The sequence below is a fragment of the Lysobacter firmicutimachus genome, assembly GCF_037027445.1.
Classification (GTDB): Bacteria; Pseudomonadota; Gammaproteobacteria; order Xanthomonadales; family Xanthomonadaceae; genus Lysobacter; species Lysobacter firmicutimachus.
In genome coordinates, this window is sequence record NZ_JBANDL010000002.1 from 1,313,474 (window position 1) to 1,325,103 (window position 11,630).

9 protein-coding genes and 4 tRNA genes are annotated in these 11,630 nt (G+C 65.3%); all 13 read left to right on the forward strand.

Annotated elements, in window-relative coordinates:
* Positions 1-11 precede the first annotated feature (11 nt).
* The 13 genes from ychF to rpoB all read left to right on the forward strand — a co-directional run bounded on the left by ychF (position 12) and on the right by rpoB (position 11,603).
* The gene (gene ychF / locus V2J18_RS05590; RefSeq protein ID WP_064747323.1) at positions 12-1,103 is read left to right on the forward strand and encodes a redox-regulated ATPase YchF; all 1,092 of its coding nucleotides are present in this window, start codon (positions 12-14) and stop codon (positions 1,101-1,103) included.
* A gap of 136 nt (positions 1,104-1,239) precedes the next feature.
* Positions 1,240-1,325: transfer RNA gene (locus V2J18_RS05595), tRNA-Tyr, on the forward strand.
* Between the two features lie 99 nt (positions 1,326-1,424).
* Positions 1,425-1,498, forward strand: a tRNA-Gly gene (locus tag V2J18_RS05600).
* A 44-nt stretch (positions 1,499-1,542) separates the two neighbouring features.
* A tRNA-Thr gene (locus V2J18_RS05605) sits at positions 1,543-1,618 on the forward strand.
* A gap of 71 nt (positions 1,619-1,689) precedes the next feature.
* Complete coding sequence (tuf, locus tag V2J18_RS05610) at positions 1,690-2,880, forward strand: elongation factor Tu (RefSeq protein ID WP_064747322.1); 1,191 nt, start codon at positions 1,690-1,692, stop codon at positions 2,878-2,880.
* 147 nt (positions 2,881-3,027) lie between these two features.
* A tRNA-Trp gene (locus V2J18_RS05615) sits at positions 3,028-3,103 on the forward strand.
* A gap of 97 nt (positions 3,104-3,200) precedes the next feature.
* Complete coding sequence (secE, locus tag V2J18_RS05620; RefSeq protein ID WP_064746590.1) at positions 3,201-3,581, forward strand: preprotein translocase subunit SecE; 381 nt, start codon at positions 3,201-3,203, stop codon at positions 3,579-3,581.
* A 13-nt stretch (positions 3,582-3,594) separates the two neighbouring features.
* Positions 3,595-4,170, forward strand: a complete 576-nt coding sequence (nusG, locus tag V2J18_RS05625) for a transcription termination/antitermination protein NusG (protein WP_064746589.1) — start codon at positions 3,595-3,597, stop codon at positions 4,168-4,170.
* A gap of 252 nt (positions 4,171-4,422) precedes the next feature.
* Positions 4,423-4,851 (forward strand): 50S ribosomal protein L11, encoded by a 429-nt coding sequence (rplK, locus tag V2J18_RS05630; protein WP_057948565.1) that lies wholly within the window; start codon positions 4,423-4,425, stop codon positions 4,849-4,851.
* Positions 4,852-4,854: 3 nt separating this feature from the next.
* Positions 4,855-5,553 (forward strand): 50S ribosomal protein L1, encoded by a 699-nt coding sequence (gene rplA / locus V2J18_RS05635; RefSeq protein WP_064746588.1) that lies wholly within the window; start codon positions 4,855-4,857, stop codon positions 5,551-5,553.
* Between the two features lie 569 nt (positions 5,554-6,122).
* Positions 6,123-6,656, forward strand: coding sequence for a 50S ribosomal protein L10 (gene rplJ, locus V2J18_RS05640; protein WP_064746587.1), 534 nt, complete (start codon positions 6,123-6,125; stop codon positions 6,654-6,656).
* 71 nt (positions 6,657-6,727) lie between these two features.
* A complete protein-coding gene (gene rplL / locus V2J18_RS05645; RefSeq protein ID WP_064746586.1) occupies positions 6,728-7,102 on the forward strand; it encodes a 50S ribosomal protein L7/L12 in 375 nt (124 codons plus the stop codon).
* Positions 7,103-7,439: 337 nt separating this feature from the next.
* Positions 7,440-11,603: a DNA-directed RNA polymerase subunit beta gene (rpoB, locus tag V2J18_RS05650; RefSeq protein ID WP_064746585.1), complete on the forward strand. Its 4,164-nt coding sequence runs from the start codon at positions 7,440-7,442 to the stop codon at positions 11,601-11,603.
* Positions 11,604-11,630 lie beyond the last annotated feature (27 nt).

An 11,630-nucleotide genomic window follows, 5' to 3' on the forward strand; every position in this document is an offset into this window, starting at 1 on the left:
CGGACCAAAACATGGGCATCAAATGCGGCATCGTCGGCCTGCCCAACGTCGGCAAGTCGACCCTTTTCAACGCGCTGACCAAGGCGGGCATCGCCGCGGCCAACTTCCCGTTCTGCACCATCGAGCCGAACGTCGGTGCGGTGCCGGTACCTGACCCGCGCCTCAATGCGCTGGCGGAGATCGTCAAGCCGCAGAAGCTGATCCCGACCGCGGTCGAGTTCGTCGACATCGCCGGGCTGGTCGCCGGCGCAGCCAGCGGCCAGGGCCTGGGCAACAAGTTCCTGGCACACATCCGCGAGGTCGATGCGATCACCCACGTGGTGCGGTGCTTCGAGCACCCGGACGTGATCCACGTCAACAACAAGGTCGACCCGATCGCCGACATCGAGACCATCGACACCGAGTTGGCCCTGGCCGACCTGGAGAGCGTCGAGAAGGCGCTGCAGCGCGCCGAGCGCTCGGCCAAGACCGGCGACAAGGAGGCCGTGGCGCGCAAGGAGATCCTCGGCCGGGTCCGTGCCGGGCTCGACGCCGGCAAGCCGGCGCGCGCGCTGGACCTGTCGGACGACGACAAGGCCGCCCTGCGCGACCTGTTCCTGCTGACCCTCAAGCCGGTCATGTACGTGGCCAACGTGCTCGAGGACGGGTTCGAGAACAATCCGCACCTCGACGCCGTGCGCGCCCGCGCGCAAGCCGAGGGCGCCCAGGTGGTGCCGATCTCGGCGGCGATCGAGGAGGAGCTGAGCCAGCTCGACGACGCCGACCGCGACGCCTTTCTGACCGACCTGGGCCTGGACGAGCCGGGCCTGAACCGCCTGATCCGTGCCGGCTACGCCCTGTTGGGCCTGCAGACCTATTTCACCGCCGGGGTGAAGGAAGTGCGCGCCTGGACGGTCAAGGCCGGCTCGACCGCGCCGCAGGCCGCGGCGGTGATCCACACCGACTTCGAGAAGGGCTTCATCCGCGCCGAAACCATCGCCTACGACGATTTCATCAAGTACAAGGGCGAGGCCGGCGCCCGCGACGCCGGTCGCCTGCGCCTGGAGGGCAAGGAATATCGCGTCCAGGAAGGCGATGTGTTGCACTTCCGGTTCAATGTTTGAGTAGACTGTGCGGCCTCGCGCGGCGCCCCGGTTTCGGGCGCCGGGCAGGGCGGCCGGAGGCGGCGGCGGTTTCGAAAAGTTTGCGTGAAAACGCGTTGACAAGTCGAAAATCGCACGCCAGAATTACGGGCTCTTCGGAGGGATACCCAAGCGGCCAACGGGGGCAGACTGTAAATCTGCTGGCTCACGCCTTCGGTGGTTCGAATCCACCTCCCTCCACCAGTTTCAACGCGACGGTCGGCAGTAGGATTCGGCGCGACGCTCCAGCGGTTCGGGGCGGGCAACAAAGCAAGTTCCAACGCTGTAACGGCAGTACGCGGCGCGGGAGTAGTTCAATGGTAGAACCTCAGCCTTCCAAGCTGATGGTGCGGGTTCGATTCCCGTCTCCCGCTCCATTGAATCGCCGCCGCAACGCGCCGTAGCAGTCACCGAGTTTCACGCTCACGTAGCTCAGTCGGTAGAGCACCTCCTTGGTAAGGAGGAGGTCGCTGGTTCGATTCCAGTCGTGAGCACCATTCATTGCAGTACCGGCTGCTTTACCAGCAGCCACCGCGACATCTAGACCCACATACGAGAAGCGACAGCCATGGCCAAGGGTAAATTCGAGCGCACCAAGCCGCACGTGAACGTCGGCACGATCGGTCACGTCGACCACGGCAAGACCACGCTGACGGCCGCTCTGACCAAGGTCGGCGCCGAGCGTTTCGGTGGCGAGTTCAAGGCGTACGACGCGATCGACGCGGCGCCGGAAGAAAAGGCTCGCGGCATCACGATCTCGACCGCGCACGTGGAATACGAATCGGCGACGCGCCACTACGCGCACGTCGACTGCCCGGGCCACGCCGACTACGTGAAGAACATGATCACCGGTGCGGCGCAGATGGACGGCGCGATCCTGGTGTGCTCGGCCGCTGACGGCCCGATGCCGCAGACCCGCGAACACATCCTGCTGTCGCGTCAGGTCGGCGTGCCGTACATCGTCGTGTTCCTGAACAAGGCCGACATGGTGGACGACGCCGAGCTGCTCGAGCTGGTCGAGATGGAAGTGCGCGAGCTGCTGACCAAGTACGAGTTCCCGGGCGACGACACCCCGATCATCCACGGTTCGGCCCGTCTGGCGCTGGAAGGCGACCAGAGCGAAATCGGCGTGCCGGCGATCCTGAAGCTGGTCGACGCGCTGGACACCTTCATTCCGGAGCCGGAGCGCGCGATCGACAAGCCGTTCCTGATGCCGGTGGAAGACGTGTTCTCGATCTCGGGCCGCGGCACCGTGGTGACCGGCCGTATCGAGCGCGGCATCATCAAGGTGGGCGACGAAATCGAAATCGTCGGCATCCGTCCGACCCAGAAGACCACGGTCACCGGCGTCGAAATGTTCCGCAAGCTGCTGGACCAGGGTCAGGCGGGCGACAACGCCGGTCTGCTGCTGCGCGGCACCAAGCGCGACGACGTCGAGCGCGGCCAGGTGCTGGCCAAGCCGGGTTCGATCACCCCGCACACCGAGTTCGAAGCCGAGGTGTACGTGCTGTCGAAGGACGAAGGCGGCCGTCACACCCCGTTCTTCAAGGGCTACCGTCCGCAGTTCTACTTCCGCACCACCGACATCACGGGCGCCGTGACCCTGCCGGAAGGCGTGGAAATGGTGATGCCGGGCGACAACGTGAAGATGACCGTCGCCCTGATCAACCCGGTCGCGATGGACGAAGGCCTGCGCTTCGCGATCCGCGAAGGCGGCCGCACCGTCGGCGCCGGCGTGGTGGCGAAGATCATCAAGTAATTGCTGTACCGCGGCGGCCTCCGGGTCGCCGCAGGCCGCGAACGGCGGGCCGGCAACCCGGTCCGCCTTCGTTGTTTGCAACACCCGACAACCGGCCGCCGGCCGCCCCTTGCGGTGGGCCGAATCGGGCCTAAGATTTCAAGACGTACGCCAGTAGCTCAATTGGCAGAGCAGCGGTCTCCAAAACCGCAGGTTGGGGGTTCGAGTCCCTCCTGGCGTGCCACTCGTTACCGAGCCGTATCGGACGATCCGGCGACTGGATAGCTATTGAAAGGGCCGCGCAGGGATGGGCGGGCTTTCGCGAGGGAATCGCCCCGAGAATGAACAGCAAGGCCGAACAAACCAAATCCGGCGGCGGTGCCGGCGATATCGCCAAGTACGCAGTGGCTCTGCTGCTCGCGGCCGGCGGCGTGTTCGCCTACCTGTGGTTCGAGAACTGGAGCGGTCCGTTGCGCGCCGGCGCGGTTGTCGCCGGTCTGCTTGCGGGCGCCGCGGTGTTCATGCTGACCGCCAAGGGCGCGCAGACCCGCGAGTTCCTGTCCGAATCCCGCTTCGAGCTGCGCAAGGTCGTCTGGCCGACCCGCGAAGAAGCGTTGAAGACCACCTGGGTGGTCATGATCGCCGTCGCCATCCTTAGCCTGATCCTGTCCGGTTTCGATTACGTGATCCAGGCCGCGGTCAAGTTCCTGCTGTCGCGTTGAGGAGACGACCGACGTGAATTCTCACGAAAACAAGCGCTGGTACGTGGTTCACGCGTACTCCGGGTTCGAGAAGTCGGTGGCGCAGGCGCTGCGCGATCGCATCGTTCGTTTCGAAATGCAGGACCGCTTCGGCGACGTCCTGGTCCCGACCGAAGAGGTCGTGGAAATGCGTTCCGGCCAGAAGCGCCGCTCCGAGCGCAAGTTCTTCCCGGGCTATGTCCTGGTCCAGATCGCCACGCACGACGAAGCGGGCATTCCGCGCATCGACAGCGAGAGCTGGCACCTGATCAAGGAAACCCCGAAGGTCATGGGTTTCATCGGCGGCACCGCCGATCGCCCGCTGCCGATCCAGGACAGCGAGGCCGACCGTATCCTGCAGCGCGTTCAGGAAGGCGTCGAGAAGCCGCGTCCGAAGGTGCTGTTCGAAGCCGGCGAAATGGTCCGGGTCATCGACGGCCCGTTCGTCGACTTCAACGGCGTGGTCGAGGAAATCAATTACGAGAAGAGCCGCCTGCGCGTCGCAGTGCTGATCTTCGGCCGCTCGACCCCGGTCGAGCTGGAATTCGGCCAGGTCGAGAAGGCGACCTGAGCCCCGCCGGCCTTCGGGCCGGCCCCGGGCTGCAAAGCCCAAAAAACCTGATATAGTGTGCGGCTCGCTACCCTGGTTGTGGCGGGCTTTGCCTGTTCAGCTGTCTCCTTGGTCCTTTTCGGGCCCCGGGGCGGCGCCAGCCCGAAGCCCGGTTTCCGTGGGCCGCAGGATTCAAACGCGATGCCGGAACGCGCGATTTCCGGCCCGATGGGGAGCCTGCGGTCAAGGCGCTAGCACCCGGAGAGCACATCAATGGCAAAGAAAGTAGTCGGCTACATCAAGCTGCAGGTCAAGGCCGGTCAGGCCAATCCCTCGCCGCCGGTCGGTCCTGCGCTGGGTCAGCGCGGCCTGAACATCATGGAGTTCTGCAAGGCGTTCAACGCCGCGACCTCCAAGCTCGAGCCGGGTCTGCCGACCCCGGTCATCATCACGGCCTACTCGGACCGTACCTTCACCTTCGTCACCAAGAGCACCCCGGCTTCGGTGCTGCTCAAGAAGGCGGCCGGCATCACCTCGGGCTCCAAGCGCCCGAACACCGACAAGGTGGGCAAGGTGACCCGCGCCCAGCTCGAAGCCATCGCCAAGCAGAAGGAAGCCGACCTGACGGCGGCCGACCTGGATGCGGCGGTGAAGACGATTGCGGGTTCGGCCCGCAGCATGGGCCTGGTGGTGGAGGGTTAAGACATGGCGATGACCAAGCGCGAAAAAGCAATCAAGGCCGCCGTGGTTCCGGGCAAGGCCTATCCGTTCGAAGAAGCGGTCAAGATCGTCAAGACCGCCACCAAGGCCAAGTTCGTCGAGTCCGTCGACGTCTCCGTCCGTCTGGGCGTGGACGCGAAGAAGTCCGACCAGCAGGTGCGCGGTTCGACCGTGCTGCCGGCCGGCACCGGCAAGAGCGTGCGCGTGGCGGTGTTCGCCCCGGCGGGCGCCAAGGCCGACGAAGCCCTGGCCGCCGGCGCGGAAGCCGTGGGCATGGACGACCTGGCCGAGAAGATGCAGGCCGGCGACCTGAACTACGACGTCGTCATCGCGACCCCGGACGCCATGCGCGTCGTCGGTAAGCTCGGCCAGGTGCTGGGCCCGCGCGGCCTGATGCCGAACCCGAAGGTCGGCACCGTTTCGCCGAACCCGGCCGAAGCGGTCAAGAACGCCAAGGGCGGCCAGGTGCGTTACCGCACCGACAAGGCCGGCATCATCCACTGCACCATCGGCAAGGTCTCGTTCGAAGACGGTTCGCTGAAGGACAACCTGCAGGCGCTGCTGCTCGACCTGATCAAGGCCAAGCCGTCCGCCGCCAAGGGCCAGTACCTGCAGAAGATCTCGATCAGCTCGACCATGGGCCCGGGCGTGATCGTCGACCAGGCTTCGCTGACCCTGAAGTGACGTCCCGGCGCGCTCGCGCATAGCGCGAGCGCGCTGGCCGAGACCTTATCCCCGCGAAGGCGGGGCCGGAGCCGCCGAACTCCGGTGGCAATCGACGAATACCGGGTTCCGCCTCGCCGCGGAACCCAAGCGAAACAAAAGGCGAACGGCGATCCAGTGCCGTCCGCCGAAACTTTTGAGGGCCATCGCCCAGGGGCAACCCGAAGCGATCGCCGTCAAAGACCGCAGGCGCGGTTCAGCGCGTACCGACGACGGGCAGGGAAGCTCGACACGGCAAGGAGTCGCCGTCGGTACTAGCGAAACCGCTTAATTCGGACTCTTCGGAGCCGGGCCGGCGTAGATGGTGCCGCCCCTGAATCTTTTTCAGGAAAGGCCACCACCGGGATGCCGAAGGGCATCCCCGGCGCCAAGGACGGTCGCCGCCCAGGACCGCAAGCGGCAGGAGCCGTGAGCGGAATAGAAGGAGCCGAGATTGGCCATTCGGGATCAAGGATTGGCAAAGCCGAGCGAAAGCCGGTTTCGCGAATCCCGAATCCCCAATTCCGAATCCCGGCTTTAGGAGGAGTGCAATGGCTCTTAATCTGTCTCAGAAGCAAGAAGTAGTCGCCGAGCTGGCAGAAGTCGCCGCGAAGGCCCACTCCTTGGTTGCTGCCGAGTACGCGGGCATCACGGTCGGTCAGATGACCGCGATGCGCAAGAAGGCTCGCGAAACCGGTGTGTACTTGCGTGTCGTCAAGAACACCCTGGCCGCGCGCGCTGTGGCCGGTACCGAATACGAGTGCGTCCAGGACAAGCTCGTCGGTCCGCTGCTGTATGCGTTCTCGACCGAAGAACCCGGCGCCGCCGGGCGTCTGATCAAGGAATTCGCCAAGGGTAACGACAAGCTGCAGCCGAAGGTCGTCGCCATGGGCGGTCAGGTCTATCCGGCCAGCCACGTCGAAGTCCTCGCCTCGCTGCCGACCCTCGACCAGGCCCTGGCCATGCTGGCCCGCGTCCTGTCCGAACCCGCCAGCATGTTCGCCCGCGCCGTCAAGGCCGTGGCCGACAAGCAGGGCGGCGGCGAAGTCGCTGCCGAAGCGCCGGCCGAGGCGGAACCGGCCTGATCGCCGGCCCGCATTCGCGACCGCTTCACTGAACCCGATTCGAAAGATCACAATTTCCTGAGGTAATACACATGTCCCTTTCCAACGAACAGATCGTCGACGCCATCGCCGAAAAGACCCTGATGGAAGTCATGGAACTGGTCAAGGCGATCGAAGAGAAGTTCGGCGTCACCGCCGCTGCTCCGGTCGTCGTCTCCGGCGGTCCGGCCGCCGACGCCGCTCCGGTCGAAGAGCAGACCGAGTTCAACGTCATCCTGAAGGCCGCCGGCGACAAGAAGGTCGAGGTCATCAAGGCCGTCCGCGCCATCACCGGCCTGGGCCTGAAGGAAGCCAAGGACCTGGTCGAAGGCGCTCCGCAGACCGTCAAGGAAGCCGTCTCGAAGGACGACGCTGCCAAGATGAAGAAGGACCTCGAAGCCGCTGGCGCGACTGTCGAAGTCAAGTAAGCGTTACTTGCGTCGCCGTTTTTCTTTGGCGACCACCGAAGGCTGGGGACGGAAGTCCCCGGCCTTTGGCCGTTCCACGGGATTGGAGATTCGGGATTCGGGATTCGCAAAAGCCTGGGCTTGAGCGAGTCCCGAATCCCGAATCCCCAATCCCGGCTTCACCGAGTTGTCAGTCGGAAGTAGCGGGAGAGGGCGTGCTGGTGCCGGCAATACCAGCGACTTCCCACTGGCAATTTTTACGTCATTAGTCCCCACGAGCCGCGGACGCGCGGTTCGCCCGGAAATCCGCCGACGGCGGTTTTCCCGGCCCATTAGCTAATCGAGGCGGTAGCTCACCATGACCACAGCTTCCACGAACTATTCGTTCACCGAAAAGAAGCGAATCCGCAAGGACTTCGGCAAGCGCAAGTCCATCCTCGAAGTTCCCTTCCTGCTCGCGATCCAGGTCGACTCCTACCGCGAATTCCTGCAGGAACACGCCGACCCGGCCAAGCGCGCCGATCGCGGCCTGCACGCGGCCCTCAAGTCGGTGTTCCCGATCTCCAGCTACAGCGGCAACGCCGCGCTCGAATACGTCGGCTACAAGCTCGGCGACCCGGTGTTCGACGAGCGCGAATGCCGCAACCGCGGTCTGTCCTACGGCGCCCCGCTGCGCGTGACCGTGCGCCTGGTGATCTACGACCGCGAGTCGTCGACCAAGGCCATCAAGTACGTCAAGGAGCAGGAAGTCTACATGGGCGAGATTCCGCTCATGACCGACAACGGCACCTTCATCGTCAACGGCACCGAGCGCGTCATCGTCTCGCAGCTGCACCGTTCGCCGGGCGTGTTCTTCGACCACGACCGCGGCAAGACCCACAGCTCGGGCAAGCTGCTGTACAGCGCCCGCATCATTCCCTACCGCGGCTCCTGGCTGGACTTCGAGTTCGACCCGAAGGACGCCCTGTTCACCCGTATCGACCGTCGCCGCAAGTTGCCGGTGACCGTGCTGCTGCGCGCGCTCGGTTACAACAACGAGGAGATGCTGAACGAGTTCTTCGAGATCAACACCTTCCACATCATGCCCGAGGGCGTGCAGTGGGAACTGGTCTCCGAGCGCCTGCGCGGCGAAACCCTCGACTTCGACCTCGCCGACGGCGACCGGGTCATCGTCGAGGCCGGCAAGCGCGTCACCGCCCGCCACGTCAAGCAGCTCGAGCAGTCGGGCATCGAAGCCCTGGCCGTGCCGGACAGCTACCTGGTCGGCCGCATCCTCTCCCACGACGTGGTCGACACCAAGTCGGGCGAGCTGCTGGCTTCGGCGAACGACGAAATCCACGACGACCACCTGGTCGCGTTCCGCCGCGCCGGCATCGAGTCGGTCGGCACCATCTGGGTCAACGACCTCGACCGCGGTCCGTACATCTCCAACACCCTGCGCATCGACCCGTCGAAGACGCAGCTGGAAGCGCTGGTCGAAATCTACCGGATGATGCGTCCGGGCGAGCCGCCGACCAAGGACGCCGCGCAGAACCTGTTCCACAACCTGTTCTTCACCTTCGAGCGCTACGACCTGTCGGGCGTGGGCCGGATGAAGTTCAACCGCCGCATCGGCCGCAAGGAAACCACCGGCGCGTCGGTGCTGTACGACGCCAAGTACTTCGCCGACCGCAAGGACGACGAATCCGTGCGCCTGCGCGGCGAGCTGGGCAACACCTCGGACATCCTCGACGTGATCCGCGTCCTGACCGAGATCCGCAACGGCCGCGGCGTGGTCGACGACATCGACCACCTGGGCAACCGTCGCGTTCGTTCGGTCGGCGAAATGGCCGAGAACACCTTCCGCGTCGGCCTGGTCCGCGTCGAGCGCGCGGTCAAGGAGCGCCTGTCGATGGCCGAGTCCGAAGGCCTGACCCCGCAGGAGCTGATCAACGCCAAGCCGGTGGCCGCCGCGATCAAGGAGTTCTTCGGCTCCTCGCAGCTGTCGCAGTTCATGGACCAGAACAACCCGCTGTCGGAAGTCACCCACAAGCGCCGCGTTTCGGCGCTGGGCCCGGGCGGCTTGACCCGCGAGCGCGCCGGCTTCGAAGTGCGCGACGTGCATCCGACCCACTACGGCCGCGTCTGCACCATCGAAACGCCGGAAGGCCCGAACATCGGCCTGATCAACTCGCTGGCGGTGTTCGCCCGCACCAACCAGTACGGCTTCCTCGAGACGCCGTACCGCAAGGTCGTGGACGGCAAAGTGACCGACGACGTCGAGTTCCTGTCGGCGATCGAAGAGAACGAGTACGTCATCGCCCAGGCCAACGCGCCGCAGGACGAGAAGGGCATGATCACCGCCCAGTTCGTCGCCTGCCGCTTCCAGGGCGAAACCCTGCTCAAGCCGCCGAGCGAGATCCACTTCATGGACGTCTCGCCGATGCAGACCGTGTCGGTCGCGGCCGCGCTGGTCCCGTTCCTGGAGCACGACGACGCCAACCGCGCGCTGATGGGCGCGAACATGCAGCGTCAGGCCGTTCCGACCCTGCGCGCGCAGAAGCCGCTGGTCGGCACCGGCATCGAGCGCGCCGTGGCGCGCGACTCGGGCGTGACCGTGAACGCCAAGCGCGGCGGCGTGATCGAGCAGGTCGACGCCGGCCGCATCGTGGTCAAGGTCGTCGATGAGGAGATCTCCGGCGTCACCGACGCGGGCGTCGACATCTACAACCTGATCAAGTACACCCGCTCCAACCAGAACACCTGCATCAACCAGCGTCCGCTGGTGAAGGTGGGCGACGTGGTGGCGCGCGGCGACGTGCTGGCCGACGGTCCCTCGACCGACATCGGCGAGCTGGCGCTGGGCCAGAACATGCTGGTCGCGTTCATGCCGTGGAACGGCTACAACTTCGAAGACTCGATCCTGCTCTCCGAGCGCGTGGTCGAAGAGGATCGCTACACCACGATCCACATCGAAGAGCTGACCTGCGTCGCGCGCGACACCAAGCTGGGGCCGGAAGAAATCTCCGCCGACATCCCGAACGTCTCCGAGCAGGCGCTGAACCGCCTCGACGAGTCGGGCGTGGTCTACATCGGCGCCGAAGTGCGCGCCGGCGACATCCTGGTCGGCAAGGTCACGCCGAAGGGCGAGTCGCAGCTGACTCCGGAAGAGAAGCTGCTGCGCGCGATCTTCGGCGAGAAGGCGTCCGACGTTAAGGACAGCTCGCTGCGCGTGCCGCCGGGCATGGACGGCACCGTCATCGACGTGCAGGTCTTCACCCGCGACGGCATCGAGAAGGACAAGCGCGCCCGCCAGATCGAAGAGTCGGAAATCCGCCGGGTCAAGAAGGACTTCGACGACCAGTTCCGCATCCTCGAAGCGGCGATCTACGACCGCCTGCGCTCGCAGCTGATCGGCAAGATCGCCAACGGCGGCGCCGGCCTGAAGAAGGGCGACACCGTCACCTCGCTGGTGCTGGACGGCCTGAAGAAGTCCGACTGGTTCACCCTGCGCATGAAGGACGAGGAAGCGATCGAGGCGATCGAGCGCGCGCAGAAGCAGATCGAAGTCCACCAGAAGGAATTCGAGCGCCGCTTCGCCGACAAGCGCGGCAAGATCACCCAGGGCGACGATCTCGCTCCGGGCGTGCTGAAGATGGTCAAGGTGTTCCTGGCCGTTAAGCGCCGCATCCAGCCGGGCGACAAGATGGCCGGCCGCCACGGCAACAAGGGCGTCGTGTCGACCATCGTGCCGGTCGAGGACATGCCGTACGCCGCCGACGGCCAGACCGTCGATATCGTGCTGAACCCGCTGGGCGTGCCGTCGCGTATGAACATCGGTCAGATCCTCGAGGTGCATCTGGGCTGGGCCGCCAAGGGCCTGGGCCAGAAGATCCAGCGCATGCTGGAGGCGCAGCAGAAGATCGCCGAGCTGCGCAAGTTCCTCGACGAGATCTACAACCACGACAACAAGCTGCACGGCCAGCGCGTCGACCTGAAGCAGTTCAGCGACGACGAGCTGCTGACGCTGGCGCGCAACCTGACCGACGGCGTGCCGATGGCGACCCCGGTGTTCGACGGCGCGGCCGAGGTCGAGATCAAGAAGATGCTCGAGCTCGCCGACCTGCCGACCGGCGGCCAGACCATCCTGCACGACGGCCGTACCGGCGAAGCGTTCGAGCGCCCGGTGACCATCGGCTACATGCACATGCTGAAGCTGAACCACCTGGTCGACGACAAGATGCACGCCCGTTCGACCGGTCCGTACTCGCTCGTCACCCAGCAGCCGCTGGGCGGCAAGGCGCAGTTCGGCGGCCAGCGTTTTGGCGAAATGGAAGTCTGGGCGCTGGAAGCCTACGGCGCGGCCTACACCCTGCAGGAAATGCTGACGGTGAAGTCCGACGACGTGCAGGGCCGCAACCAGATGTACAAGAACATCGTCGACGGCGAGTACGAGATGGTCGCCGGCATGCCGGAGTCCTTCAACGTGCTGGTGAAGGAAATCCGCTCGCTGGCCATCAACATGGAGCTGGAAGAGAACTGAGCGCGGTGATTGGGGATTCGGGATTCG

What these genes read in the sequence shown, in the direction of transcription:
- rplL (WP_064746586.1), top strand. Translation starts at nt 6,728, where the DNA reads ATGTCCCTTTCCAACGAACAGATCGTCGACGCCATCGCCGAAAAGACC.
- rplJ (WP_064746587.1), top strand. Translation starts at nt 6,123, where the DNA reads ATGGCTCTTAATCTGTCTCAGAAGCAAGAAGTAGTCGCCGAGCTGGCA.
- rpoB (WP_064746585.1), top strand. Translation starts at nt 7,440, where the DNA reads ATGACCACAGCTTCCACGAACTATTCGTTCACCGAAAAGAAGCGAATC.
- ychF (WP_064747323.1), top strand. Translation starts at nt 12, where the DNA reads ATGGGCATCAAATGCGGCATCGTCGGCCTGCCCAACGTCGGCAAGTCG.
- rplK (WP_057948565.1), top strand. Translation starts at nt 4,423, where the DNA reads ATGGCAAAGAAAGTAGTCGGCTACATCAAGCTGCAGGTCAAGGCCGGT.
- rplA (WP_064746588.1), top strand. Translation starts at nt 4,855, where the DNA reads ATGGCGATGACCAAGCGCGAAAAAGCAATCAAGGCCGCCGTGGTTCCG.
- secE (WP_064746590.1), top strand. Translation starts at nt 3,201, where the DNA reads ATGAACAGCAAGGCCGAACAAACCAAATCCGGCGGCGGTGCCGGCGAT.
- tuf (WP_064747322.1), top strand. Translation starts at nt 1,690, where the DNA reads ATGGCCAAGGGTAAATTCGAGCGCACCAAGCCGCACGTGAACGTCGGC.